The sequence below is a fragment of the Tabrizicola sp. genome, assembly GCF_016793705.1.
Classification (GTDB): domain Bacteria; phylum Pseudomonadota; class Alphaproteobacteria; order Rhodobacterales; family Rhodobacteraceae; genus Tabrizicola.
In genome coordinates this window covers 56,457-80,983 of the sequence record NZ_JAEULO010000001.1, presented here as the reverse complement: position 1 = coordinate 80,983, position 24,527 = coordinate 56,457, and the positions used below count along the sequence as shown (strand labels likewise).

The 24,527-nt window shown below is 66.7% G+C and carries 23 protein-coding genes; 15 read left to right on the top strand and 8 right to left on the bottom strand.

Annotated features, from left to right (window positions below; translation table 11 throughout):
- Window positions 1–227: 227 nt before the first annotated feature.
- From JNJ68_RS00450 to JNJ68_RS00420, 7 genes are all read left to right on the top strand, one after another.
- A complete protein-coding gene (locus JNJ68_RS00450) occupies window positions 228–1,763 on the top strand; it encodes an altronate dehydratase family protein (protein WP_294977666.1) in 1,536 nt (511 codons plus the stop codon).
- Window positions 1,764–1,987: 224 nt separating this feature from the next.
- On the top strand, window positions 1,988–3,196 hold the full coding sequence (locus JNJ68_RS00445) for an aromatic ring-hydroxylating dioxygenase subunit alpha (RefSeq protein ID WP_294977664.1): 1,209 nt from the start codon (window positions 1,988–1,990) through the stop codon (window positions 3,194–3,196).
- Between the two features lie 58 nt (window positions 3,197–3,254).
- Window positions 3,255–4,358, top strand: coding sequence for a polyamine ABC transporter substrate-binding protein (locus JNJ68_RS00440; RefSeq protein WP_294977662.1), 1,104 nt, complete (start codon window positions 3,255–3,257; stop codon window positions 4,356–4,358).
- Window positions 4,351–5,448, top strand: coding sequence for an ABC transporter ATP-binding protein (locus tag JNJ68_RS00435; RefSeq protein ID WP_294977660.1), 1,098 nt, complete (start codon window positions 4,351–4,353; stop codon window positions 5,446–5,448). Before JNJ68_RS00440 ends, JNJ68_RS00435 begins: the two co-directional genes overlap by 8 nt.
- A 1-nt stretch (window position 5,449) precedes the next feature.
- Entirely contained in the window at window positions 5,450–6,358 is a 909-nt protein-coding gene (locus JNJ68_RS00430; RefSeq protein WP_294977658.1) for an ABC transporter permease, read from the top strand.
- Window positions 6,355–7,194, top strand: a complete 840-nt coding sequence (locus tag JNJ68_RS00425) for an ABC transporter permease subunit (RefSeq protein ID WP_294977657.1) — start codon at window positions 6,355–6,357, stop codon at window positions 7,192–7,194. Before JNJ68_RS00430 ends, JNJ68_RS00425 begins: the two co-directional genes overlap by 4 nt.
- Window positions 7,191–7,763 carry a cupin domain-containing protein gene (locus tag JNJ68_RS00420; protein WP_294977655.1) on the top strand — a complete coding sequence of 191 codons (573 nt, stop codon included), beginning with the start codon at window positions 7,191–7,193 and terminating at the stop codon, window positions 7,761–7,763. Before JNJ68_RS00425 ends, JNJ68_RS00420 begins: the two co-directional genes overlap by 4 nt.
- A gap of 112 nt (window positions 7,764–7,875) precedes the next feature.
- Here the strand turns inward: JNJ68_RS00420 and JNJ68_RS00415 are convergent, their stop codons facing one another.
- Window positions 7,876–9,339 carry a bifunctional UDP-sugar hydrolase/5'-nucleotidase gene (locus tag JNJ68_RS00415; RefSeq protein WP_294977653.1) on the bottom strand — a complete coding sequence of 488 codons (1,464 nt, stop codon included), beginning with the start codon at window positions 9,337–9,339 and terminating at the stop codon, window positions 7,876–7,878.
- A gap of 186 nt (window positions 9,340–9,525) precedes the next feature.
- On the opposite strand from JNJ68_RS00415, the gene JNJ68_RS00410 reads away from it, so the two are divergent.
- Window positions 9,526–9,864 (top strand): DUF952 domain-containing protein, encoded by a 339-nt coding sequence (locus JNJ68_RS00410; RefSeq protein WP_294977651.1) that lies wholly within the window; start codon window positions 9,526–9,528, stop codon window positions 9,862–9,864.
- A complete protein-coding gene (locus JNJ68_RS00405; RefSeq protein ID WP_294977649.1) occupies window positions 9,861–10,922 on the top strand; it encodes a quinone-dependent dihydroorotate dehydrogenase in 1,062 nt (353 codons plus the stop codon). Before JNJ68_RS00410 ends, JNJ68_RS00405 begins: the two co-directional genes overlap by 4 nt.
- A gap of 26 nt (window positions 10,923–10,948) precedes the next feature.
- On the opposite strand, the gene JNJ68_RS00400 is transcribed toward JNJ68_RS00405, so the two are convergent.
- From JNJ68_RS00400 to JNJ68_RS00380, 5 genes are all read right to left on the bottom strand, one after another.
- Window positions 10,949–11,185, bottom strand: coding sequence for an Lrp/AsnC ligand binding domain-containing protein (locus JNJ68_RS00400; protein ID WP_294977648.1), 237 nt, complete (start codon window positions 11,183–11,185; stop codon window positions 10,949–10,951).
- Between the two features lie 55 nt (window positions 11,186–11,240).
- Window positions 11,241–12,761 (bottom strand): AAA family ATPase, encoded by a 1,521-nt coding sequence (locus tag JNJ68_RS00395; protein ID WP_294977646.1) that lies wholly within the window; start codon window positions 12,759–12,761, stop codon window positions 11,241–11,243.
- A gap of 39 nt (window positions 12,762–12,800) precedes the next feature.
- Window positions 12,801–12,989 (bottom strand): hypothetical protein, encoded by a 189-nt coding sequence (locus JNJ68_RS00390; RefSeq protein ID WP_294977644.1) that lies wholly within the window; start codon window positions 12,987–12,989, stop codon window positions 12,801–12,803.
- 122 nt (window positions 12,990–13,111) lie between these two features.
- On the bottom strand, window positions 13,112–14,404 hold the full coding sequence (gene ccrA, locus JNJ68_RS00385) for a crotonyl-CoA carboxylase/reductase (protein ID WP_294977642.1): 1,293 nt from the start codon (window positions 14,402–14,404) through the stop codon (window positions 13,112–13,114).
- Between the two features lie 108 nt (window positions 14,405–14,512).
- Window positions 14,513–15,871, bottom strand: coding sequence for a 1-acyl-sn-glycerol-3-phosphate acyltransferase (locus JNJ68_RS00380; RefSeq protein ID WP_294977641.1), 1,359 nt, complete (start codon window positions 15,869–15,871; stop codon window positions 14,513–14,515).
- Between the two features lie 181 nt (window positions 15,872–16,052).
- Here JNJ68_RS00380 and JNJ68_RS00375 point away from each other — a divergent pair, with 181 nt between their 5' ends.
- The 4 genes from JNJ68_RS00375 to deoD all read left to right on the top strand — a co-directional run bounded on the left by JNJ68_RS00375 (window position 16,053) and on the right by deoD (window position 20,257).
- Window positions 16,053–16,682, top strand: coding sequence for a hypothetical protein (locus tag JNJ68_RS00375; RefSeq protein WP_294977640.1), 630 nt, complete (start codon window positions 16,053–16,055; stop codon window positions 16,680–16,682).
- A gap of 122 nt (window positions 16,683–16,804) precedes the next feature.
- Complete coding sequence (locus JNJ68_RS00370) at window positions 16,805–18,769, top strand: methylmalonyl-CoA mutase family protein (RefSeq protein ID WP_294977639.1); 1,965 nt, start codon at window positions 16,805–16,807, stop codon at window positions 18,767–18,769.
- A gap of 150 nt (window positions 18,770–18,919) precedes the next feature.
- The gene (locus JNJ68_RS00365; RefSeq protein ID WP_294977637.1) at window positions 18,920–19,279 is read left to right on the top strand and encodes a DUF6455 family protein; all 360 of its coding nucleotides are present in this window, start codon (window positions 18,920–18,922) and stop codon (window positions 19,277–19,279) included.
- A 273-nt stretch (window positions 19,280–19,552) separates the two neighbouring features.
- Window positions 19,553–20,257, top strand: a complete 705-nt coding sequence (gene deoD / locus JNJ68_RS00360) for a purine-nucleoside phosphorylase (protein ID WP_294977635.1) — start codon at window positions 19,553–19,555, stop codon at window positions 20,255–20,257.
- Window positions 20,258–20,318: 61 nt separating this feature from the next.
- Here the strand turns inward: deoD and JNJ68_RS00355 are convergent, their stop codons facing one another.
- Window positions 20,319–21,188, bottom strand: a complete 870-nt coding sequence (locus JNJ68_RS00355; protein WP_294977633.1) for a LysR family transcriptional regulator — start codon at window positions 21,186–21,188, stop codon at window positions 20,319–20,321.
- Between the two features lie 87 nt (window positions 21,189–21,275).
- On the opposite strand from JNJ68_RS00355, the gene JNJ68_RS00350 reads away from it, so the two are divergent.
- Both JNJ68_RS00350 and JNJ68_RS00345 read left to right on the top strand, forming a co-directional pair.
- The gene (locus tag JNJ68_RS00350) at window positions 21,276–22,595 is read left to right on the top strand and encodes an aminotransferase class I/II-fold pyridoxal phosphate-dependent enzyme (protein ID WP_294977632.1); all 1,320 of its coding nucleotides are present in this window, start codon (window positions 21,276–21,278) and stop codon (window positions 22,593–22,595) included.
- 49 nt (window positions 22,596–22,644) lie between these two features.
- A complete protein-coding gene (locus JNJ68_RS00345; RefSeq protein ID WP_294977631.1) occupies window positions 22,645–23,628 on the top strand; it encodes an aldo/keto reductase in 984 nt (327 codons plus the stop codon).
- Here the strand turns inward: JNJ68_RS00345 and JNJ68_RS00340 are convergent.
- Complete coding sequence (locus JNJ68_RS00340; RefSeq protein WP_294977629.1) at window positions 23,619–24,485, bottom strand: DUF1989 domain-containing protein; 867 nt, start codon at window positions 24,483–24,485, stop codon at window positions 23,619–23,621. The two genes, JNJ68_RS00345 and JNJ68_RS00340, sit on opposite strands and share 10 nt — an antisense overlap.
- Between the last annotated feature and the right edge of the window lie 42 nt (window positions 24,486–24,527).

Genomic DNA, 24,527 nt, shown 5'->3' with positions numbered 1-24,527 from the left:
GTGCGAAGGACAGATAGCTGCATTCACCGCAGGACTGGCGGCCAGCGAAGCGCAAAGCCGTCGCCCCGACAGGCGGCGCATCGCCATGACGCCCCGCAACAGAAAGACTCTCAAGCAATCGACCACGCCGGAACAAGAGAGGTTCTTCCGCCGGCGCAGGGATTGCGCTTGACGGGGCCGCCCCGGCCTGCCCCTCTGTCTGCATCGAAGGACACCGGGCCCCCGCCATGCCGCTTGACGAAGTCCCCGCCGCGCTTCTTCTCAACCCGGCCGACGATGTCGCCGTCGCCCGCCGCCGCATCACCAGGGGCGAACCGACGGGGCTGGCGGGCCTGACCGCGAACCAGTTGATCCCGCGCGGGCACAAGGTGGCGGTGCGGGCGATCGCCGCGGGCGCGGCCCTGCGCAAGTTCGGTCAGGTGATCGGAGTTTCCACCCAGGACATCTCGGCGGGCGATCACGTCCACCTGCACAATCTTGCCATGTCGGAAAGCGGCGCGGGGCACCAGTTCGCGGTCGAGACCGTGGCGACAGGGATGCTGCCCCCAGACCACTGCCGCAGCTTCATGGGTTACGACCGCGGTGCGGGCGGCGTCGGCACCCGCAACTATATCGGGATTGTCACCACGGTGAACTGCTCGGCCACCGTGTCGCGCTATATCGCCGACCACTTCAACCGCATGGGCGGGCTTGACGGGTTCGACAACGTCGATGGCGTGGTCGCCCTGACCCACGGCCTTGGCTGCGCGATCAGCGCGGGGTCCGAGAGCTACCGCACCCTGACCCGCACCCTGCAGGGCTATGCCCGCCACCCGAACTTCGGCGGGATCGTCATGGTGGGCCTCGGCTGCGAGACGAACCAGATCCAGCCGATCCTGGAGCACTACAGGCTGGAGGAAGGCGAGCGCTTCCGCACGCTGAACATCCAGGCCACGGGCGGCACCCGCAGGACCATCGACGCCGCCTGCGGCATGATCCGCGAGATGCTGCCCGTCGCGAACGCAGCGCGGCGGACCCAGCAGCCGCTGTCCGGCCTGAAGGTCGCGCTGGAATGCGGCGGATCGGACGGCTATTCCGGGATCACCGCGAACCCGGCGCTGGGGGTTGCCTCGGACCTGATCGTGCGGAACGGCGGGACCAGCTGCCTGGCCGAGACGCCTGAGATCTACGGGGCCGAGCACCTGCTGACCCGCCGCGCCGTGACGCCCGAGGTCGGGCACAAGCTTATGCAGCGGATCGACTGGTGGCGCGATTACACGGCGAGGAACGGGGCCGAGTTGAACAACAATCCCAGCTACGGCAACAAGCAGGGCGGGCTGACCACCATCCTGGAGAAGTCGCTGGGCGCGGTCGCCAAGGGTGGGTCCATGCCGCTGACGGCGGTCTACGAATATGCCGAGATCATCGACCAGCCGGGCTTCGTCTTCATGGACACACCGGGCTATGACCCGGTCGCGGTGACGGGCCAGGTGGCGGGCGGCTGCAACGTCGTCTGCTTCACCACCGGGCGCGGCTCGGTCTCGGGCTGGAAACCGGCGCCGACGATCAAGATCGCCACCAATACCGAGATGTTCGACCACATGCGCGAGGACATGGATATCGATACCGGCGGGATCGCCACCGGGACCGAGACCATCAAAAGCGCAGGCGAAAGGATATTCGAGCACATCCTTGCGGTAGCCTCGGGCGAAAGGACCCTCAGCGAAGAGTTCGACTACGGCGACAACGAATTCGTCCCCTGGCAGATCGGCGCGATCCTCTAGCGCCTGTCCCTTTCAAAGGGAAGCATTGGACAGGCTCCGCCTCCGCCAGACGGCGCGGACAGAGCAGTCAGGCCGCTCGCGTCAGGGCAGCCCCCGTCCGCATCGAAGGCAAGGCGGCGCACGAATCTGATTGACACCTCAGTCAGTCGGTTAAGATACTGCTACCAGACCGCGCGGCATGCCCTAGGGCTGCCGGACCGGAATGCGCTACGAACGAGGCCGGAATGACCATAGCCCTGCCGTTCCACACCGAACCCACACCCAACAGCTGGGACCGTGGCGGCCTGCCCGCCTGGACCTATCATTCGGATGCGGTCCTCGCGCTTGAGCGCAGCAGCGTCTTCCTGACCCATTGGCAGGTCGTGGGCCATGTCGGCGACCTGCCCAGGGTCGGTGACTGGCTGACCTTCGACATCCTGGGCGAGCGCGCCGTGGTCATGCGCGGGCAGGACGGGGAGGTGCGCGCCTTCCACAACCTCTGCCGCCACCGGGGCGCGCGGGTGGTGGACGGGGCGCAGGGCAGCTGCCGGGGGTCCATCGTCTGCCCGTTCCACGGCTGGGTCTACAACCTCGACGGCACGTTGCGCGGGGCGTCGCGGCCGGAAAGCTTCGGCGGAATCGAGCGCGAGCGCTTCGGCCTGAAGCCGATCGAGATGGAAATCTTCCACGGCTTCATCTTCCTGCGCTTCGAGCCCGGGCCGCAGCCGCCGGTGGCCGACCTCCTCGCCCCCTTCGCGGCCGACTTCGCCTCCTACCGCAGCGAAGCGCTGGTCTCGGACGGCCCGTCGCGCTGGATCACCGAACTGCCGGTAAACTGGAAATCGGTGCGCGACGTCGACAACGAGGGCTATCATGTCCCCCTGGCGCATCCCGGATTGCAGGACCTTTACGGTCGCGACTACCAGGATCACCAGCTGGCGGGCGGCATCAACTTCTCGCGCGGGGCCTTCGGCGACCGGCCGGGCCGCACCTGGTCGGTGCGGAACTACGTCAATCTGTCGGAAGACCCTGAAGGCCTGTTGCCCCACCTTCAGAAGGCCTGGACCTACTATGGCCTCTTCCCTGCCACCGTCTTCGCCTTCACGCCCGAAGGTGCGCAATTCTACCACGAGGTTCCCCTCTCGGCGGGCAAGACCCGACTGACGGGTCGGCTCTACCGCCATGCCGACGAGACCCGGCGGCAGCGGCTGGCGCGCTACCTTGCCAACCGGATCGACCGCGACACTTCGGCGGAAGACCAGCAGCTGACGATCTGGTCGAACGAATCGATGGCCAGCCGCGCCTTCGACGGCTTCCACCTGTCAGACCTGGAATATGGGCTGCGCGCCCATCACGACCGGCTGCGCGACCTGATCCCGGTCATGGCCCTGCGCGAACCGCCGCCGGAAGCAGATATCGCCCGGCGCAACGCCGAGCTTCTGGACAGAAGCTGACGTCGGCATCACCATGACCAGAGCGCCCGGCAGAGGCGCGACCAACGGAGGAATGCCCATGACCCTGAACCGCCGCTCCGCCCTGCTTGGCCTTGGGGCCGGGCTTGCCGCGCCCTGGGTGCGCCCGTCCTGGGCCCAAGGAGGCTCTGTCTTCGTCTACAACTGGGCCGATTATATAGGCGAGACGACTCTGGAGGATTTCACCAGCGAAACCGGCATCGAGGTCGTCTACGACCTTTATGCCAGCAGCGAGGAGGCGCAGGCCAAGATGCTGGCGGGCGCCACCGGCTATGACGTGGTGCTGCAATCCGGGCTTACGCTGCCGATGTTCGTGAAGGCCGGGGTCTACCAGAAGCTCGACCGGTCGAAGCTGCCGGGCTGGGCCAACCTCGACCCAGATATCCTGAAGATCGTCGAAGGCTTCGATCCGGGACACGAATATGGCGCGCCCTATACCTGGGGTTCGGTCGGAATGACCTACAACCTAGGCCTGGTGAAAGAGTTTCTGCCCGACGCCGATCTGGAATCGCTCGACACCGTCTTCAAGCCGGAGAATGCCGCGAAGCTGGCCGAGTGCGGGTTGTCGATCCTCGATAGCCCGACCGACTTCGGCTACATGGCGCTGCGCTACCTCGGCATCGACTCCGACACCGCGACCGACGCCGACTATCGCAAGCTGGTCGATCTGATTGCGCCCATCCGCCCGTATATCTCGACCTTCGACAACACCAATTACCTGACGACGCTGCCCAATGGCGAGGTCTGCGCCGTGAACAGCTGGTCGGGCGACTATGGCGTCGCCAAGGCGCGCGCGGCCGAGGCGGGGATCGACATCGACCTGGCCTATTTCGTGCCGAAAACCGGGGCCCCCGCCTGGTTCGATCTGTGGTGCATGCCCGCCGACGCCGCCAATGTCGACAACGGCCACAAGTTCATCGACTTCCTGCTGCGGCCCGACGTGATCGCGAAATGCACCGATTTCACCGGCTATGCCAATGCAAACAAGGCGGCGACGCCGCTGGTCGATCCGTCGATCTCGGGCGACCCGGCGGTCTATCCCGATGCCGAGACGCTGAAGCGCCTCTACACCCCGAAGCCGCAGACGCCCGAACAGGAAGAGCAGCTGACCCGCATCTGGACCGAGATCAAGACAGGTGGCTGACACTGCCTTTCTGCGGATCGAGGGCGTGTCGAAGACCTTCGGCACGTTCCATGCCGTGCGCGACGTGACGCTTTCGGTCGCGCAGGGTGAAATCTTCGCACTGCTCGGCGGCTCGGGCTGCGGCAAGACCACGCTTCTGCGGATGCTGGCGGGGTTCGAGGAGCCGACGGCGGGCCGCATTTATCTCGACGGCAAGGACATGGCCGGGGTGCCGCCCTGGCTGCGGCCCGTGCACATGATGTTCCAGTCCTATGCGCTGTTCCCGCACATGACGGTGGAGACGAATGTCGCCTACGGGCTGAAGCATGAGCCGATGAGTAAGGCCGAGCGTGCCGACCGGGTGCGCGAGATGCTGGACCTGGTGCAGCTGACGCAGTTCGCCAAGCGCAAGCCGCACCAGATTTCCGGCGGGCAGCGACAGCGGGTGGCCTTGGCCCGGGCGCTGGCGCGACAGCCGAAGCTGCTCCTCCTGGACGAACCTCTGGCGGCACTGGACAAGAAGCTGCGCGAACATACCCAGTTCGAGCTGATGTCGATCCAGGAACGCACTGGCGTCACCTTCATCGTCGTGACCCACGACCAGGAAGAGGCGATGACGCTGGCCGACCGGATCGCGGTGATGGACAAGGGCGAGGTGCGCCAGGTCGGCAGCCCGACCGAGGTCTACGAATTCCCGGCCAACCGCTTCGTGGCATCCTTCATCGGCTCGATCACCACTTTCGCCGCGACCGTCGTGGGCCGGGAGGATGGCCAGTTGCGCCTGAAAGTGGCGGATTTCGGGACCGAGGTGCTGGCGCGCGACGTAGCCGGCATCACCGAGGGGCAGGCGGTGACGCTGGCGCTTAGGCCCGAGAAGATCACCATCTCGCAGGCACGCCCCGAGGCCGCCAACGTGGTGGAAGGGGTGGTGAAGGACCTGGCCTATTTCGGCAAGGACAGCCTCTACCGCATCACCCTGCCCTCGGGCGCGCTGGTGCAGGTCCATGCCGTGAATGCCCGCCGGGGGGACGAGGCGGCGCGCGTCGCCGACTGGGACGACAAGGTCTGGCTTTCCTTCGAGCCCGGCGCCGCCATCGTGCTGGGGGACTGACATGGCACGGCTGAAAGCCTGGTTCGACCGCAGCGGCTGGTCCGATCTGATCGTCGGGCTGCCCTATCTCTGGCTGGTGCTCTTCTTCCTGCTGCCCTTCCTGATCGTCGTCGCCATGTCGGTCGCGACCAAGACGCCGACCGCCCCGCCCTTCTCCTTCGGCGGCGAACACCCCTGGATCAACCTCGGCGGCTATGCCCGGCTCTTCGGCGATGCGCTTTATGTCCGGGCCTTCCTGATCTCGCTGATGAATGCCGCGACGGCGACCTTCTTCTGCCTGCTCATCGGCTATCCGATGGCGCTGGCGCTGACGCGGGTGTCGAAAAGCTGGCGCAACATCCTGCTGATGCTGGTGATCCTGCCGTTCTGGACCTCGTTTCTGCTGCGGGTCTACGCCTGGATGGGGCTGATGGGCAAATCCAGCTGGTTCAACGCCGCGCTGACGGATGTCTGGAACTGGATCGTGCCCATCGACTGGGCGGTGAAGTCGCTGCCGATGATGCATTCGAACTTCGCCGTCGTGCTGGTCATGGTCTACACCTACCTGCCCTTCATGATCCTGCCGCTTTACGCCAGCCTCGAGCGGCTGGACCCCACGCTGGACGAAGCAGCGCTCGACCTCGGCTCGCGCCCCTGGCAGGTGTTCCTGGACGTCACCCTGCCGCAGTCGATCCCCGGCATCATCGCGGGGGGACTTCTGGTCTTCATCCCGGCGGCGGGCGAGCTGGTGATCCCCTCGCTGGTCGGCGACGCCGCCGCCCCGATGATCGGGCGGGTGATCTCGGACGAATTCTCCTCGGCCCGCGACTGGCCGATGGCCTCGGCGGTGGCGGTGGCGCTTCTGGCGCTGATGGTCATCCCGACGATGCTCTACAGCCACTACCAGGCGCGGGCGGAGGGCACGAAATGAAGCGCCGCCCGACCTTCCTGCTGTCGATGCTGGCCTTCGGCTTTGCCTTCTTCTACGTGCCGATCCTGTCGATGATCGTCTATTCCTTCAACGCCTCGCGGCTGGCGACCGTCTGGGGCGGGTTCTCGACGAAATGGTATGCCGCGCTCTGGTCCAACACCAAGGTGATCGAGGCGCTGATGCTGTCGCTGAAGATCGCCCTCGTCTCTGCCACCATCGCCACCATCCTCGGCACCCTGGCCGGGATCGCCCTGGTGCGGATGGGCAAGTTCCGGGGCCGGACGCTGTTCAGTGGCCTCGTCACCGCGCCGCTGATCATGCCCGAGGTGATCACCGGCGTCTCCTCGCTGATCTTCTTCCTCCTGCTGGCGCAATGGATCGGCTGGCCCGCGCAGCGCGGCTTCACTACCATCACGCTCGCGCACATCACCTTCTCGATGGTCTTCGTCACCACCATCGTCCAGGCCCGCCTCTTGCAGTTCGACCGCGCCATCGAGGAAGCGGCGATGGACCTCGGCTCCCGCCCCTGGCAGGTGCTGTTCGATATCACTCTGCCGGTGATTTCCCCCGCCATCCTGTCCGGCTGGCTCCTGGCCTTCACCATCTCGCTTGACGATGTGGTGATCACCTCCTTCACCACCGGGCCGGGATCGACCACCCTGCCGCTCCTGATCTGGTCCAAGGTCAAGTTGGGCGTGACGCCCGACATCAATGCACTGGCCACCCTTATGGTGCTGGCCGTCGGCTTGGGCGTCGTCGTCGCCGGAATCATCATGAACCGGACCGAGGCACGCAGGCTGGCCGACGAACGGCTTGCCTACCGGACGAACGGATGAGCGCGCTTCTGGGCATACCGCTTGGCGGGAAGGGCTCGGGCCGCGACCGCTATGGCCGCGCGATGACCCTCTATGTCCGGGGTCAGCTCAGCCCCGCGCAGTTGGAGGTCTATCGCGTCGCCGCCGCGCATGACCGCCTGCACCCGGACCTGTTCTTCGCCGACCGCAACCTTCCCCCGCCCGACGCGCCCGCAGATGGAGACCCACCGATGACCTTTGCCCCGGAAGACCGCAAGATCGCCAACATCCACGACGCCGAGTTCCGGCCTTTCGTCTATCCCGACGGCCAGGCCTTCGGCGACGATATCCTGCAACTCGACAGCGACATGCCGCTGGGCGAGGGCTTCCACGTCTATCGGATGCCCGCGGGGATGACGACGCGTCGCCATATCCACAACGGCCACGAGCAATTCCTGATCATCGAGGGCCAACTGATCGAGGATGACGGCAAGGTTCTGGGCCCCGGCGATCTGGTGTTCTACCGCGACGGGACCGAACATCATTCCTACACGCCGAACGGCTGCCTGCTGGCCGTGCATATCGCCGGGCCGGAAATCTCGACGCGCTGACGACGGCCCGTCGTCCGGCGCCATGTCGACGCCCGCACCTGGTGCGACATCGCCCCTCCCTGCTGACACGGCGCGGGAAGGGGCGACGTCATCGACGAGCAGACCCCAGAGGCTACTGGCCCAGCTTCTTGATCCGGCCCTCGACGGCGATCTTCACCGTCCCCAGCTTCTCGACATAGGCCATAACATCATTCGCTACCAGCTGCCCGGTCGGACCATCCGTCAGGATTCGCCCGCCCCCCAAGGCCGCAAAGCCATCGCCGCCGCCGAGGATGTAGTCGTTGACCGCGACCTTATACAGCTTGTCGGCCTCAAGCGGCGCGCCACCGACCATCACTTCGCTGACCCTGCTGCCCGGTTCCGCCGCCGCATCGAAGGCAAAGGTCAACCCCGACACCTGCGCGAAGCGGCCTGCGCCCTTTTCCACCTGGCTCACCCCGTTTTCCAGCGCCAGCAGCACCTGAGACCCCGGCAGTTCCGTCACCACCGTGGTATTGCCGAACGGCAGTTCCGTCAGGATATCCCGCCGGGTCAGCTTGCGACCCGCGTCATAGGTGGTGTCACCCCGGATGCCGCCCCCGTTCATCAGCGCGATATCCGCCCCGGTCGCATCGCGCAGTGCGTCGGTGATCAGGTTGCCCATCGTCGACTCTTCTGCCCGCACCACGTTGCGGCGGCTGTCGAGTGGGGTTTCGAGCGTGCCGATCTCGACATCCAGCGTCTGATCCATCTTCGCCCGCAACGCATCCGCCATCGCCGCCGTCTCCGGGTCCGGTGCCACCGTCGCCGTGTCGATGAAACGGAAGGTCGGCGTCCAGCTGATCTCGCGCGTGCCGTCGTCCTTCACCGTGATCTCGACCGTCAGGTCCACCGGAGTCAGATACTGCCCGTCGACGCTGGTTTCCACATAGGCCGTTATCCCATCATAGGCCGTGGCATAGGAATGGTCGTCGCCCGACAGGATCACATCGAAAGCATGGCTGGCAATCAGCTTGCGGTCGTTCTCCATGTTGGTCTGCACGACCCCCACCACCAGATCCGCCCCGTCCTCGATCGCCTTTTCCGCCGCCGCGATCCCGCTGTCGACCGTCGGCAGGAACTTCAGGCTGCCCGTCGAACTCACCTCGGGCGAGGTATCCTGCGCCACCGGGATCAATGCGATCTTCAGCCCTGCCACCTCTTTCATCATCACTCCGCCCAGGCCTTCCACCGGGCTGCCGTCGGCGTTGGTGATGTTGATCGCGGCCCATGGGTATTTCGACGCTTTCATCTTCTCGGTGAAATTTTCCGGCCCGAAGTCGTATTCATGGTTCCCCGGCACCGCCAGGTCGAAGGGGACCAGGTTGGTGAAGTCGATGGTGTTCTGCCCCATGTCGAAGCCCGAGGCGAGCGAGGGCGACAGCATGTCACCGTTGAAGAGATAGAGCGTGTTCGGATTCGCCGCGCGTTCCGCCTTCGCCACCGCATTCAGCCGGGCAAAGCCGCCACGACCGTCCTCCTCCTCGAAGTTGTAGACGTCACCCACGCCCAGCAGCGTCAGCTTCACGGTTTCGGCACCTGCCGGGGCAGCTGTCATGGCGGCAAGAACGGCCCATCTGGATAGTCCACGCATCGCTACTCTCTCCCAAGTTTGGCTATCGGATGACCGAACCATGCGCCCGACCGGGCACCGGTGTCAAAGCAACATCACCTCGGCCGGTGTCAGGCCGATGACACGTCGCAAGCCATTGCCAGGTTCCTTCTCCTTCGCTATTCGGCCCCCATGCTGATCCTCAAGATCTTCCGCCGCCCCGAATGGGATGCCTTCCGTGCCGCTGGGGAAACTCTTGGCGCGCCGGTCGATCTGGCCGACGGCTACATCCACTTCTCCACCCCCGCCCAGGTGACGGAAACCGCGGCGAAATGGTTCGCCACCGAAAGCGACCTCGTGCTGGTGGCCTTCGACGAGGCCCGCCTCGGCCCGGCCCTGAAATGGGAACCATCGCGCGGCGGCGAGCTTTTCCCGCATCTCTACCGACCGCTGCGGCTGGAGGAGGTGGTCTGGGACAAGTCCCTGCCCTTGGGCGCCACCGGCCACATCTTCCCCGAGGGCCTGCTGTGAGCCGTCTGGAAACGGCCGGCCTCGCGCTTCTGCACCGCATCGACCCCGAGCGCGCCCATGCGCTCTCGCTCCTGGCGCTCCGTTCCGGCCTCGCCCCCCTGCCCGGCCCGGTCGACCTGCCCCGGCTGCACACGACGCTCGCCGGGATGCCGCTCCTGAACCCCGTGGGCCTGGCAGCGGGCTACGACAAGAACGCCACGGCCATCGCTCCGCTGTCCAGCGCGGGCTTCGGCTTCATCGAGGTCGGCGCCGCCACCCCCTTGGCCCAACCCGGCAACCCCCGTCCACGCCTCTTCCGGCTGACCGAGGATCGTGCGGCGATCAACCGCTTCGGCTTCAACAACTTGGGCATGGTGGCAATCTCGGCCCGCCTGGTCCGACGCCGGCGTGGCCCGGTGCCGGTCGGCCTGAACCTCGGCGCAAACAAGACCTCGGAAAACCGTGCCGCCGATTTTGCCAAGGTGCTTGCCACCTGCGGCCCGCATGTCGACTTCGCCACGGTCAATGTCAGCTCGCCGAACACCGAACGCCTGCGCGACCTGCAAGGCGCCGCCGCCCTTGCCGCACTTTTGAAAGGGGTGATCGAGGCGCGCGCCGCCCTGCCCACCCCAATCCCGGTCTTCTTGAAGATCGCCCCCGACCTGACCCGGGACGACCTCGCCCAGATCGCCGAGGTGGCGCTTGCCTCCGGCATCTCTGGAATCATTGCCACCAATACCACGCTCTCACGCGAAGGTTTGAAATCTGCAAATCGGGAAGAAATGGGCGGCCTTTCCGGCGCGCCGTTGTTCGAAAAGTCCACCCGTGTGCTTGCGCAGCTTTCGCAGCTGACCCACGGCCTGATGCCGCTTATCGGCGTCGGCGGCATCAGCAGCGCCGAGCAGGCCTACCAGAAGATCCGCGCCGGAGCTTCGGCGGTGCAGTTTTACACCGCGATGGTCTACCAGGGCATCTCGCTGGCGGCCGAAATCGCCCACGGCCTCGACGCCCTCCTTGCCCGCGACGGCTTCGAGACTGTCGCAATGGCGGTCGGCTCTGGCCGCAGCGCCTGGCTCTGAGCCAGGAACCAGTTCTTCTTGGCCGATCAGAACGCCTTGAAGGTCATCGTGGTCAGCGTCCGCTGGATGCCTGGAATGTCGAACAACCGCGAGGACAGGTAATGCCCGGTATCCTCGCCCTCGGGGATATAGACCTTGGCGATCAGGTCATAGTCGCCGCTGGTCGAATACAGCTCGCTCACCACTTCCCGGTCCCAGATCGCATTGGCGACCTCGTAGGTCTGGCCGGGGGTGCAGCGGAACTGGACGAAAACCAAAGCCATCGGGGCCTCCATTCTTGGACCGGACTCTAGCCCGCCGGACCGGCAAGGAAAAGCCTCACTCCTGGCCCAGGGCCAAGGGCGACGGCTCGCGCTTCAGGTCCTCCACCGACAACGGCGCCGAGGGGCGTGCCAGGCGGTTCCGCACCACCCAGTACAGCCGGTGCTGCGCCCGGGTGATCGCCACATAGGCCAGCCGCTTCCAGAGCGGCACACCAGCCTCGGACCGCCCCGATTGCGCGGCGGCGTATAGGTCGGGCGCGAAGACCTGCACCTCCTCCCACTGCGACCCTTGCGCCTTGTGGATCGTCACCGCCGCGCCGTGCAGGAAGGCCGCGCCCATCCCGGCCGCATGGGGGATGAAGGGCTCCTCCTCGTCAGGCCTCTCGATCTTGATGATACTGGCCGCGCTGACCTGCGGCTCCTCGGCCCCCACCACATGCAGCCGGGCAAAGCCCTGCCGGTTGCCCTCGCCCAGATAGATCACCTGCGCGCCCTTGATCAGGCCCCGCGCCTCAAGATCGATGCGCTTCTTCCTGTGCTTCAGTGGCAGTTCGATCCCGTCGCAGATCAGCGGCTCGCCCGGCAGAAGCTGATCCTCCGGCGCGCCATAGGCATTGCGGAACGCCTGGATCAGCCGCACCCGGGTGACATTGCGCCAGACCAGCACCGGCGAGCGCGCCATCAGCGCCGCCTCGACCCGTTCCGCCCAGACCACCCGGTTGTCGGCGCGGGACCTTTCCTGGACCAGCGCCTCGAAGTCCTCGAATCCGATCCGCTCGTCCCCCAGCGCGTGCGCCAGGTCCAGGATCGGGTTGTCCTCGCTCTGCCGGTGGATGCGATGCAGGATCAGCTTCCGCCCTTCGGACAGCTTGTCGAACACCATCTCGCCCGATTGCCCAACCGGGGCCAACTGCGCAGGATCGCCGAACAGGACCAGCGTCGGGAAAATCTCGCGCAGGTCCTCGAACTGCCGCTCATCCAGCATCGAGCTTTCGTCGACGAAGCCCACGTCCAGCGGCTCTTCCCGCCGCTTCCAGCCCTTGATGAAGTCGCTACCCTTCAGCCCCGCCGCCGCCAGTGCCCCCGGAATGCTCGCAACCTGCTGGTAGAAGGCATAGGCCCGATCCAGCGCCACCTCGGTCAGTCCTTCGACCGTCGGCCGCGTCCCCGTCCCCGCCAGCCATTCGGCGATCTTCTCGTATTCCGGGTCATAGACCGGGGTATAGAGGATGCGGTGGATCGTCGTCGCCGGCACCCCCCGCAGCCGCAGCACCGATGCCGCCTTGTTCGTCGGTGCCAGGATCGCCAGCGTCCGGCGATCCTTCCGCCTGCGGCCCTCGTAATCGCCCGAGACCACCTCGACCCCCGCGGCTTTCAGCCCGCGATACAGCTCCGCAAGCAGCATCGTCTTGCCCGACCCGGCCTTGCCCACCACCGCCAGGACGCTCGTCCGCCCCTCGGCCATCGGGGTAAGTTCCCCCTCGGCCAGGTCGATCCCCGCACCCAGGAACGCGACCGCCAGCCGGTCATAGGCCTCGGCCTGGTCGTCGGAAAAGGTCAGCGCGGGGGCCTGCATCCTGCGATCATAGCCCCTGCTCGGCCCAAGCGGTAGCGGTCAGTGGATCCTGCGCCCTTTGGCTGGCGGGGCTTGCGGCGGCTCGTCCGGCCCCTCGTCAGAATGGGCAATCTCGCTCCGCGCCTCTTCGATCGTTTCCGACACCTTGGCCGCCAGCCGGGGCAGGCCGTTCCGGGTCGCATAGGCAAGAAGATCCGACAACACGTCGAAGACCCAGTCGTGGCGCATGAAGTCCCTCGGCCAGAAATCCGTGCCGCCCGGGGTCAGGTCCTTGCGTGGCCTGAACCCATGGCAACTCACTTAAGCACAGATATCCGAACGATGGGTGAATTGGTTGTTAAAGGTAGAACTTAGCTCAATTTACTCGCCTCAAGCGTGTCCTCGAAGGTCCGCAATCCGGTGCGCGGCGCCTGCACCAGCACCGCCATGTTGCCGGGCTTGTGCTGGTTCTTCCACATCAGCGTATGCGCCCGCGGAATCTCGGCCCAGGGGAAGACCTCGGACATGCAGGGGTCGAGCCTGCGCTCGCACATCAGCTTGTTTGCCGCCGCCGCCTGCTTCAGATGCGCGAAATGGCTGCCCTGCAGGCGCTTCTGGTGCATCCACATATACCGCACGTCGAAGGTGCAGTTGAAGCCGCTGGTCCCGGCGCAAATCACCACCATGCCGCCCTTCTTGCACACCAGCGACGACACCGGGAAGGTCGCCTCGCCGGGATGCTCGAACACCATGTCGACGTTCACCCCCTTGCCGGTGATGTCCCAGATCGCCTTGCCGAACTTGCGCGCCTCTTTCAGCCAGGCATTGTATTCCTCGCTGTTCACCTTCGGCAGCTGACCCCAGCACTTGAACTCGTTGCGATTGATCACGCCCTTCGCGCCCAGCGACATGACGAAGTCGCGCTTCGATTCGTCGCTGATCACTCCGATCGCATTCGCCCCCGCGGTGTTGATCAGCTGGATGGCATAGGAGCCAAGCCCCCCCGACGAACCCCAGACCAGCACGTTCTGCCCCGGCTGCAGGTCATGCGGTGCGTGGCCGAAGAGCATCCGATAGGCCGTCGCCAGCGTCAGCGTGTAGCAGGCCGATTCCTCCCAGGTCAGGTGCTTCGGGCGCGGCATCAGCTGCTGCGCCTGCACCCGGGTGAACTGGCTGAACGACCCGTCCGGCGTCTCATACCCCCAGATGCGCTGGCTGGGCGAGAACATCGGGTCGCCGCCGTTGCACTCCTCGTCGTCGCCGTCGTCCTGATTGCAGTGGATCACCACCTCATCGCCGACCTTCCAGCGCTTCACCTTGTCGCCCACCGCCCAGACGATACCCGCGGCATCCGAGCCTGCGATGTGATAGGCCGCCTTGTGTCCGTCGAAAGGCGAGATCGGCTGCCCGAGGCCCGCCCAGACGCCGTTGTAGTTGACGCCTGCCGCCATCACCAGGACCAGAACCTCGTGGCTGTCGATGGCCCAGGTATCGACCACCTCCTGCACCATGGCCTGCTCCGGGGCGCCATGGCGCTCGCGGCGGATCGCCCAGGCATACATCTGCTTCGGCACATGACCCATCGGGGGCATCTCGCCCAGCTCGTACAGATCCTTCTTCGGCGCGTCGTAGATCAGGGGTGCGGTTTGCGTGTCCAAAGCCAACATGAGCCTCCAAGCCAGATGCCGCGCCGCAGAATCGCCGCGCTCTTGCCCGCAGATAAACCCCCATCGCGCAACTTTGCAATAGTCTGATCGGGTATTCTTGAAATTTTATGTCTGCGGCGTCGCAGCGACACCGATGTCCGGCACCGAGGCGGCATAGAACGCAAGAAGCGCGCGCTCCGCTGCCACCGGCTGCAACCCCTCGCTCACCAGCCCGCGCCGGATCAGCGGCGCCAGCCCCTCGTCCAGTGCCGCGCCCAGGCCCTGCGGCGGCAGCTTCAGCACCGCCCCAGCAGCCGTCAGGCCCCCGACCAGCGCTTCGACCCGCGCCAGCAGCTCGTCCCGGCTCGCCGTCCCCTCGCCCAGCGCCTTCGCCACCAGCGGCACCGGCAGCACCGGCACCACTGCCGCAATCGCCGCCATCAACCGCTCGCCCAGCGCCTCGACCGTGCCCCCCGCCGCCAGATGATCGCGCAAGCTGACCGGCGCCCCGAACCCCGCCGCCGCCGTCCCGAATCCCTTCGTCCGCCCCCGGAATCGCGCCCACAGGAAGCGCAGCGCGTGCAGCGCCACCCAGAGCGGCCGGTTCCTGAACCGCCGCGTGCCCGACTGCGCCGCCTCGACCAGCACCCGGTCCTCCAGCACCCGGTCATAGGCCAGCCCCACCGGCACAAAGACCACGTCGCGCGACAGGGGCGTCCAGCCCTCGACGATATAGCTGATCAGCCCCAGCTTCGCCGGTCCCACCCGCCCGTCCAGCGACAGCCCCCCTTCCGGGAACATCGCCTGCGTCGTGCCCTCCTCGGTCGCCATCTGCACATAGCGCGCCAGCACCTTGCGATAGAGCGCATTCCGGCTGCCCCGCCGGATGAAATAGGCCCCCATCGACCGGATCAGCGCCGACAGCGGCCAGACCCGCGCCCATTCCCCCACCGCGTAACTTACGGCAGATCGCCCGGCGACCAGCCATGTCACCAGCACATAGTCGACGTTCGACCGATGGTTCATCACGAAGATCACCGTGGCCTTCGGGTCGATCCGCTCCAGCGCCCGGTCGACCTTGCCGACCCGCACCCGGAACAGCAGCCGCGAAAGCCATTTCGCCGCCCGCGTGCCGAAGCCGAAATAGACCGTCGCCGAAAACCCGGGCACGATCTCGCGCGCATAGCGATGCGCCTCCTCGAAGGCGACCTCCCCCGGCACCCCGGTTTCCGCCGCATGGAGCATCGCCGCCTCGACCACCTTCTGGTCATAGGCCAGCCGCGCCACCATGTCCGACCTTTGCGCCAGCTTGAACAGGTCGATCTTCCGGTCCAGCCGCGCGTTCAACCGCGACAGCGCCTTCTCGGCCCGGCGGCGAAAGAACCAGCGCACCGAGGGGAACAGGAAATGCAGGACGAAAGAGGTCACCGCGAAGGCGATGATCAGCAGGAACAGCCAGAGCGGCAGTTCGACCGTTCTCATCATGCGGTGTGGACACCCTCCGTTTGGTCTCCAAGGCTTAGCGGAACGCCGCCCGCCCCGCCACCGCGATGATCTTTGGCGGGGATCGCCTGCTCACCAAGGCGTGACAAAAGGATGCGGCGCGGGCTGTGTTACCCTGCGCCCGCCGGTGCTGGTCCCGGCAGAAACATGGAGGAAACGGCAGATGAGGTTCGCAACCATCACCCTCGCGTGCGGCGTCGCGCTGGCCGCCACCGCCGCGCAGGCGCAGGATCCCGGCATGAGCTTCTTCGTCACCAGCACGAATCCCGGCAGCGGCGGCAACCTGGGCGGTCTTGCCGGGGCCGACGCCCATTGCGCCGCGCTGGCCGAGGCTGCCGGTATTACCGGCAAGACCTGGCGGGCCTATCTCTCGACCTCGACCGAGAACGCCCGAGACCGCATCGGCGCCGGTCCCTGGGTCAACGCCGCCGGCGTGACCATCGCCGACAGCGTCGACGCGCTGCACGGGCCGGACAACGCCCTCACCAAGGACACCGCGCTGAACGAGAAGGGCGAGGTGGTGAACGGTCGCGGCGACGAGCCGAACCGCCACGACATGCTGACCGGCTCGCTGCCCGACGGCACCGTGGCCACCGGGCAGACCTGCGAGGACTGGACCAGCGATGCCGTCGAGGCCGCCGGAATGGTCGGCCACCACGACCGCATGGGCCTCGACGACTCGGATGCGGCGAAATCCTGGAACTCGTCGCACGCCTCGCGCGGCGGCTGCGGAATGGAAGCCCTGCGCGGCACCGGCGGCGACGGGCTGTTCTACTGCTTCGCCGCGAACTGAGGCCACCCTGGCCGGGATCGCGGACTCCCGGCCCCGAATTTTTTGCAGTGCAGCATCTGGACGCGCAAGTTTATTCCGAATAGGTTGCCTTCACGGGAATTATCTTGCCTGAAGGTGCCGCGATGACCCAGCCGACCAAGGACCAGCCCTGGCTCTTCCGTACCTATGCCGGCCACTCCACCGCCGCCGCCTCGAACGCGCTCTATCGCAGCAACCTCGCCAAGGGTCAGACCGGCCTCTCCGTCGCCTTCGACCTGCCCACGCAGACCGGCTATGACAGCGACGATCCCCGCGCGCGGGGCGAGGTTGGCAAGGTCGGCGTCCCCGTCGCCCATCTCGGCGACATGCGCACGCTGTTCCGTGACATTCCGCTGGAGCAGATGAACACCTCGATGACGATCAACGCCACCGCCCCCTGGCTTCTGGCGCTGTATATCGCCGTGGCCGAGGAACAGGGCGCCGACATCGCCGCCCTGCAAGGCACCGTGCAGAACGACATCATCAAGGAATACCTCTCGCGCGGCACCTACATCCTGCCGCCCGAACCCTCGCTTCGGCTCATCACCGACGTCGCCGCCTATACCGGCAAGCACCTGCCGAAGTGGAACCCGATGAACGTGTGCAGCTACCACCTGCAAGAGGCCGGGGCCACGCCGGAGCAAGAGCTGGCCTTCGCGCTGGCGACTGCCTGCGCTGTGCTCGATGATCTGAAAGTGAAAGTTCCAGCGGCAGATTTCCCCTCAATGGCGGGGAGAATGTCCTTTTTTGTCAATGCCGGCATCCGTTTCGTGACCGAGCTGTGCAAGATGCGCGCCTTCACCGCCCTCTGGGACGAGCTTCTGGAAACCCGCTACGGCATCACCGACGCCCGCTTCCGCCGTTTCCGCTACGGGGTCCAGGTCAACTCGCTCGGCCTCACCGAACAGCAGCCAGAGAACAACGTCTACCGCATCCTCCTGGAAATGCTGGCCGTCACGCTGTCGAAGAACGCCCGCGCCCGTGCCGTCCAGCTGCCCGCCTGGAACGAGGCGCTTGGCCTGCCCCGTCCCTTCGACCAGCAATGGTCGCTGCGGATGCAGCAGATCCTGGCCTATGAGACCGACCTTCTGGAATACGACGACCTCTTCGACGGCAACCCCGCCGTGGACCGCAAGGTCGAAAGCCTCAAGCGTGGCGCGCTTGAGGAACTTGCCCATATCGATGCGATGGGGGGTGCGGTCGCCGCCATCGCCTACATGAAGTCCCGCCTGGTCGAAGCCAATGCCGAACGCCTCGCGAAGATCGAATCCGGCGAGACCAGCGTCGTCGGCGTCAACCGCTTCACCACCACCGAACCCTCGCCGCTCGCCACCGGCGACGGCGCGATCATGACGGCCGACCCCAAGGCCGAGGCCGACCAATGCGCCCGCCTCGCCGACTGGCGCGCAAGCCGCGACCCGGCGAAGGTCGCCGAAGCCCTCGCCGCACTGCGGCAGGCCGCCCGGTCGGGCGAGAATATCATGCCCGCCTCCATCGCCTGCGCAAAGGCCGGCGTCACCACCGGCGAATGGGGCGGCACGATGCGCCAACTCTACGGCGAATACCGCGCCCCGACCGGCGTCTCCCGCAACCCCTCGAACCGCACCGAAGGCCTGGAGCCCGTCCGCGACGCCGTGGCTGCCGTGGCGACAAAGCTCGGCCGCCCGCTCCGCCTTCTCCTCGGCAAGCCCGGCCTCGACGGTCATTCCAACGGCGCCGAGCAGATCGCCGCCCGTGCCCGCGACTGCGGGATCGAGATCACCTACGACGGCATCCGCCTGACTCCGCAGGAAATCGTCGCCGCCGCCGCCGAAAAGGCCCCCGATGTGATCGGCCTTTCCATCCTCTCCGGCAGCCACCTTCCGCTCATCCGCGAAACGCTGGACCTGATGCAAGAGGCGGGCCTCAGCCAACCCCTCGTCGTCGGAGGCATCATCCCCGACGACGATGCGAAGACCCTGAAAGCGATGGGCGTGGCCCAGGTCTACACGCCGAAGGATTTCCAGCTGAACCGCATCATGCTCGACCTCGTGACACTGGCCGATCCGGCCCAGGTCGCCGCTGAATAGATCGCCCGCCTTTCGCTCCTTGCGCGCAGTGCGTTGATGGAAATCCCTCAACGAGAGTGACCTGCCACCCCAAAAGGCTTGACGTAAATCAAGGCCCATGGGCCCGATCCGGGCCTATCCTGGTGGCACACAGCCCAGCCGGAGCCCGCCATGTTCCACCGCATCCGCAACCTCATCGACCGCCTGCACGCGGTGCAAGAAGTCAACGCGCTGTCCGATCAGGAGCTTGATGACATCGGGATGAGCCGGGAGCAGGTCATCGGCTTCCTGAACATGCCGCGCGACATCAGCGAACGTGTCACGGCAATGGGCCGCATCTTCGGCATCTCCGAGCTGGAGCTGAAGCGCGATCACCTGCAATGGATCGACCTCCTCACCGTCTGCGGCCATTGCGCCGACCGTGGTGCCTGCGCGCGCGTGCTGGCCAAGGGGGACGCCGCCCGACCGTCCGAAGCGCATTTCTGCGGCAACCGCGCGAGCTTCAGCACCCTCGCCGCGCAAGGGCATTAAGCTACCTCGAGCCCCCTTCAGGCGCGGGCCGCAATCCGACCCGTGAGCGTGCGGGGTCGGCGTCGATCCGCCTCATGCGGCTCGGTGGCAGCGCAAGTCCAGCACCACCAACGTTTCCGCTCTTGCCCGTCGCAAGCGCGCGCCGCATTAATGTCGCAGGCCGCTCGCTTGTCTACAGGCAGACAAGGCCACGGAACAGTGCAGTTGGACCGGAAGAAGTACGGGAACGCAGGGCGCGCGCGCAAACCCTGACTCCCGCAGGGGGACGCGGACATGACCTTTCACATCGGCGCCAAGCCCGGGGACATCGCTGAAACCGTGCTTCTGCCCGGCGACCCCTACCGCGCCCGCTGGGCTGCGCAGACCTTTCTCAAGGACGCCGTCCTGGTGAACGAGGTCCGCGGGATGCTGGGCTACACCGGCATCTGGAACGGCCACCGCGTCACCATCCACGGCTCGGGCATGGGGATGCCCTCGCTCTCGATCTATGCCAACGAACTGATCCGCGACTATGGCGCAAGAACGCTGATCCGCATCGGCTCTGCAGGAGCCTTGCCCACGCATGTCAAGGTCCGCGACGTGATCCTCGCACAGACCGCCTCCACCATCGGCTCCCCCTCGCGGACCATCTTCAAGGAGCTGAACTTCGCCCCCTGCGCGGATTTCGGCCTGCTGTCCAAGGCCTACGCGGCCGCCACCGCGAAGGGCACCCCCGTCCATGTCGGCGGCATCTACTCCTCTGACACCTTCTACGACGAACGCCCGGACCTGTCCGAACAACTGCTCCGCCACGGCTGCCTGGGGGTCGAGATGGAAGCGGCCGAGCTTTACATGGTCGCCGCACGTCACGGCGCCCGGGCGCTTGCGGTCCTCACCGTGTCCGACCACATCACCACGGGCGAGGCGCTGCCCGCCGACCAGCGCGAACGCAGCTTCGGCTCCATGATCGAGATCGCGCTGGAAGCGGCCTCCGGCTAGGCCAGAGGGCCAAAGCGCGGGACAAGCCCAGGAATTTTCTAGAAAACTCCTGGATCTTTTGCTATTGCCCAGTCCCGACCAGAAACTCCGCCACCAGCACCGCCGCACTTCCCGGCTGCATCGGGCGGGCGGACCACAGCCGGAATCCCTCCATCAGCCTGACTCTTTGCGGAAACGGCGCGACAAGCGCACCCCGTTCCAGGTGCCCGGCGACCAGCGGCCCGTGCCCCATCAGCACGCCGGCACCGTTCACCGCCTCTTCCACCGCCAGCGCATAAAGCGAGAAGACCGGCCCCCGCACCGCCACCTTGACACCGACCGCCTCCAACCAGACCTCCCAGTCCCGGTCCCAGGCCGTATCCGACAGGCAGGGCAGTCCGGACAGGTCGTCCAGCCGCGCCAACCGCGCCGCCAAACCCGGGGAACACACGGGAAACAGCGCATCCTCAGCCACCAGCCTGCCACCGCTTTCCGCCGGAAACAGGCTCAGGTCATGCAGGCTGCGCTTCAGGTTCGGCGGGGCCTCAAGCGCGGTGATGGAAACCGAAATCTCCGGCGCCGCCGCCCTCAGCGCCGGGAGCCGGGGCGAGAGCCACAGCTGCGCAATCGCGGGCAAGGTGGCGATATGCACCTCCTGCGGCAGCGCCAACGCGCGCAACCGCGCCTCCGCCCCGGCCAGCGCATCGAATGCCCCGGTCAGTTCCTCCACCGCCGCCAGCCCCAGACCCGTCAGCCGCACCCCCCGCGCCTGCCGCTCGAACAATGCGGCCCCCAGCCGGTCCTCCAGGGCCTTCACATGCGCCGTCACCGCTCCGGGCGTCACCCCCAGTTCTGCCGCCGCGAGCGTGAAAGCCCCGGTCCGCGCCGCCGCCTCGAAGGCACGCAGCGCGTTCAGTGGCAACCGGGTCAGGGGTGGCGGGGCGACGGGCATGGCTCAACTTTCCTGACCCTAATTTTCCGCAGAACTGATTTGTGCGCAAGCCCGGCGCTGGCTAGGCTTCCTCGAAAGGAGACCGCCATGCCCCATCTCGCTCCCCGCCCCTGGGTTCCCACCGCCTGCGAAACCTACATCCAGCGCCTCGCCGCCGATGCTGGCAAAGCATCGGCCAGCGTTTCCGGGCGGCTTGACGCCCTCATCGCGAAGAACCGAGAGATCCACGATCAGGACTGCTTCAACCTGAACCCCGCGACCAATGTGATGAACCCGAAGGCCGAGGCAGCGCTGGCCTCCGGCATCGGTTCGCGCCCCTCGCTTGGCTATCCCGGCGACAAGTACGAGATGGGACTGGAAGCCATCGAGGAAATCGAAGTCATCGCCGCCGAACTCGCTGCCGAGGTGTTCCACGCGCGCTATGCCGAAATCCGCGTCGCATCGGGCGCGCTCGCCAATCTCTACGGCTTCATGGCGCTGGCGAAACCCGGTGACAGCATCATCGCGCCGCCCGGCACCATCGGCGGCCACGTCACCCATCACGCTGCCGGATGCGCGGGCCTCTACGGGCTGACCACCCACCCCGCCCCCATCGACGCCGATGGCTACACCGTTGATCTGGCGGCGCTTCACGACTTGGCCCACGCGGTCCGCCCGAAGATCATCACCGTCGGCGGCAGTCTGAACCTCTTCCCGCATCCGGTGGCCGAGGTCCGCAAGATCGCCGATCAGGTCGGCGCCAAGGTCCTGTTTGACGCCGCCCACCAGTGCGGGATGATCGCGGGCGAAGCCTTTCCCGACCCCCTGGCCGAAGGGGCGCATCTGATGACGATGAGCACCTACAAGTCGCTCGGCGGCCCCGCCGGCGGCCTGATCGTCACCAACGAAGCCGAAATCGCGCAACGCCTTGATGCGATTGCCTTCCCCGGCCTGACCGCCAACTTCGACGCCGCCAAGTCCGCCGCGCTGGCCTATACCTTCCTCGATTGGCGCGACCACGGGGCCGCCTACGCCAAGGCGATGGTCGACCTTTCCCGCGCGCTGGCCGGAGAACTGACGAAACTCGGCCTCCCGGTCTTCGCCGCCGATCGCGGCGCCACCACCTCGCACCAGTTCGCCGTCGAGGCCGCAGCCTTCGGCGGCGGTCAGGCGGCCTCCAAGACCCTCCGCAAGGCCGGTTTCCTGGCCTGCGGCATCGGCCTGCCCATCGCCGAGGTTGCGGGGGATCTCAACGGGCTGCGCATCGGCACGCCCGAGCTTGTCCGTCGTGGCGTCACCCCCGCCGACGCCCCGGCGCTCGCCGCCCTGATCGCCGAGGGCCTGCGTTCCAACGCCCCGGAAACCGTCGCCCCGCGCACCAAGGCGTTGCGCGCCCGCTTCCAGGGCCTGCACTTCGTCAACGCTTGACCATTACCGCCGCGTCCCGTCTTCTGCCGCCAAACGGCAGGAGACGGCGATGCGGCAGCGGCAGCTTGGCAAGAACGGACCCCAGGTCTCGGCCCTCGGCCTGGGCTGCCTCTCGTTCGGCGGCATGTTCGGCCCGACGACCGAGGCCGAATCGCTCCGCGCCCTCGACGCCGCCTGGGATGTTGGGATCACCTTCCTCGACACCGCCAACCGTTATGGCGAGGGCATCAGCGAAACCGTCATCGGCCAATGGCTCAAGACCTCTCGCCACCGCCCCCACATCGCCACCAAGGCCGCCTTCTCCGACGACCCCGCCCGCCGCATCGACAACCGCCCCGACCACCTGCGCGCCGAACTCGAAGGCTCGCTGCAGCGTCTTGGGGTCGACCATGTCACGCTCTTCTACGCCCATCGCCATGACCCGCAGGTTCCGGCGGAAGACCTTGCGGGCACGATGCAACGCCTTCACGAAGAAGGCAAAATCCTCGGCTACGGCCTGTCGGAAATCGGCCCCTACACGCTGGAACGCTGCCATGCCATCCACCCTGTCATGGCCGTCCAGAACGAATACTCGCTCTGGACAAGGCAGCCCGAGCTTGGCCTGATCCAGCGCTGCGCCAGCCTGGGCGTCGCCTTTGTCCCCTTTTCTCCCCTCGCCCGCGGCGCCTTCGGCACGCCGATGGCCGATCCCGCCACCTTCGCACCGAAGGAATTCCGCACCCGCATCCCGCGCTTCCACCCCGAGAACTGGCCGCACAACAAGGCGAGCCTCGACGCCTTCCACGCCTATGCCCATCAGCGCGGCCGGACCCCCGCCGCCCTCGCCCTCGCCTGGCTCCTCGACCGCGCGCCGCATATCCTCCCGATCCCCGGCACCCGCACGGCAGACCACCTGCGCGCCTGGGCCATGGCCCCCGAGATCGACCTCACTGACGACGACCGCGACGAAATCGACCGCCTCCTTCCCATCGGCTGGGCCTGGGGCGACCGCTACGACGACCACCAGGCCGCGACGGTGGAACGCTACTCCTGACCGTGGCTCCGGTCGTAAGCATTCGGTCCCGGTGACACCCACCCGACCGGAGGCGCCTTGGGCCGGAAGACCTGCACCTTGAGCGGATGGCAGGCCGCCACGTCCGAGGAATGCTCCGCCGAACAGTCTCCGCCCGGACAGGCCGAGAGCGCGCCCAGAAGGTCGATCTCCGCCATGAATTCCAGATGGTCGCCCGGCCGCACGGGCGAGGCCTTCATGAAATACTGCCCGGTCTCCCGTGTGAAGCCGGTGCACATGAAGACATTCAGCACGTCATGCACATGCAACTCCGCCGCCTTCGCGGGCAGGCCCCAATGGTCGGCCACCGCCCGCGTCAGGTTGGAATGGCAGCAGTGGTGATACTGCTCGCCCCCCGACAAGAGCGCATGGGTATAGGGATCGCAGCGCGTGCCGATCACGTCATGCACCGACCCGCCGAAAGCATCGAAGCCGTACCAGTCCAGCGTATCGTCGGTGATCGTCGCCATCGGCCTTAAATGGGGCAGGCAGGACCACATCCGGTCCCCGGTCGACAGGTGCGTGCCATGCAGCGCCCGCGTCTTGCCCGAGAAGAACCGCTCGCCAAGGTTCTCCGCCGCGAAGAGGTTCAGATCGCCCACCTGCGGGCCTTCCACGCTGACGATGCGAAAAAACCAGCCCGCCGGAACCTCGAACGTCCTCGCCTCGCGCGGCGGCACCAGCACCTCCGCCACCAGACTCCACCCCTCCCGCGCCGCGCGGTAGGCGGCGAGGTCAGGGCGTGGCAGGCCTTCCACCGGGTAGCAGATCACCGGGCGAATGCCCTTGCGGTCGGCGGCATCGACAGGGGCGGGGTGTTCGGGTCGTTCCAGCTTCATGCCCCGCAGGCTTGCCGGAATCCCGACCGCCCGCAAGCGCCG

Excerpts from the sequence above, each read along its gene's own strand:
- JNJ68_RS00410 (WP_294977651.1), top strand. The coding sequence starts at position 9,526 with ATGCTGATCCTCAAGATCTTCCGCCGCCCCGAATGGGATGCCTTCCGT.
- JNJ68_RS00425 (WP_294977657.1), top strand. The coding sequence starts at position 6,355 with ATGAAGCGCCGCCCGACCTTCCTGCTGTCGATGCTGGCCTTCGGCTTT.
- JNJ68_RS00415 (WP_294977653.1), bottom strand. The coding sequence starts at position 9,339 with ATGACAGCTGCCCCGGCAGGTGCCGAAACCGTGAAGCTGACGCTGCTG.
- deoD (WP_294977635.1), top strand. The coding sequence starts at position 19,553 with ATGACCTTTCACATCGGCGCCAAGCCCGGGGACATCGCTGAAACCGTG.
- JNJ68_RS00365 (WP_294977637.1), top strand. The coding sequence starts at position 18,920 with ATGTTCCACCGCATCCGCAACCTCATCGACCGCCTGCACGCGGTGCAA.
- JNJ68_RS00380 (WP_294977641.1), bottom strand. The coding sequence starts at position 15,871 with ATGATGAGAACGGTCGAACTGCCGCTCTGGCTGTTCCTGCTGATCATC.
- JNJ68_RS00450 (WP_294977666.1), top strand. The coding sequence starts at position 228 with ATGCCGCTTGACGAAGTCCCCGCCGCGCTTCTTCTCAACCCGGCCGAC.
- JNJ68_RS00350 (WP_294977632.1), top strand. The coding sequence starts at position 21,276 with ATGCCCCATCTCGCTCCCCGCCCCTGGGTTCCCACCGCCTGCGAAACC.
- JNJ68_RS00355 (WP_294977633.1), bottom strand. The coding sequence starts at position 21,188 with ATGCCCGTCGCCCCGCCACCCCTGACCCGGTTGCCACTGAACGCGCTG.
- JNJ68_RS00375 (WP_294977640.1), top strand. The coding sequence starts at position 16,053 with ATGAGGTTCGCAACCATCACCCTCGCGTGCGGCGTCGCGCTGGCCGCC.
- JNJ68_RS00340 (WP_294977629.1), bottom strand. The coding sequence starts at position 24,485 with ATGAAGCTGGAACGACCCGAACACCCCGCCCCTGTCGATGCCGCCGAC.
- JNJ68_RS00395 (WP_294977646.1), bottom strand. The coding sequence starts at position 12,761 with ATGCAGGCCCCCGCGCTGACCTTTTCCGACGACCAGGCCGAGGCCTAT.
- JNJ68_RS00440 (WP_294977662.1), top strand. The coding sequence starts at position 3,255 with ATGACCCTGAACCGCCGCTCCGCCCTGCTTGGCCTTGGGGCCGGGCTT.
- JNJ68_RS00345 (WP_294977631.1), top strand. The coding sequence starts at position 22,645 with ATGCGGCAGCGGCAGCTTGGCAAGAACGGACCCCAGGTCTCGGCCCTC.
- JNJ68_RS00445 (WP_294977664.1), top strand. The coding sequence starts at position 1,988 with ATGACCATAGCCCTGCCGTTCCACACCGAACCCACACCCAACAGCTGG.
- JNJ68_RS00370 (WP_294977639.1), top strand. The coding sequence starts at position 16,805 with ATGACCCAGCCGACCAAGGACCAGCCCTGGCTCTTCCGTACCTATGCC.
- JNJ68_RS00420 (WP_294977655.1), top strand. The coding sequence starts at position 7,191 with ATGAGCGCGCTTCTGGGCATACCGCTTGGCGGGAAGGGCTCGGGCCGC.
- JNJ68_RS00390 (WP_294977644.1), bottom strand. The coding sequence starts at position 12,989 with ATGCGCCACGACTGGGTCTTCGACGTGTTGTCGGATCTTCTTGCCTAT.
- JNJ68_RS00430 (WP_294977658.1), top strand. The coding sequence starts at position 5,450 with ATGGCACGGCTGAAAGCCTGGTTCGACCGCAGCGGCTGGTCCGATCTG.
- JNJ68_RS00400 (WP_294977648.1), bottom strand. The coding sequence starts at position 11,185 with ATGGCTTTGGTTTTCGTCCAGTTCCGCTGCACCCCCGGCCAGACCTAC.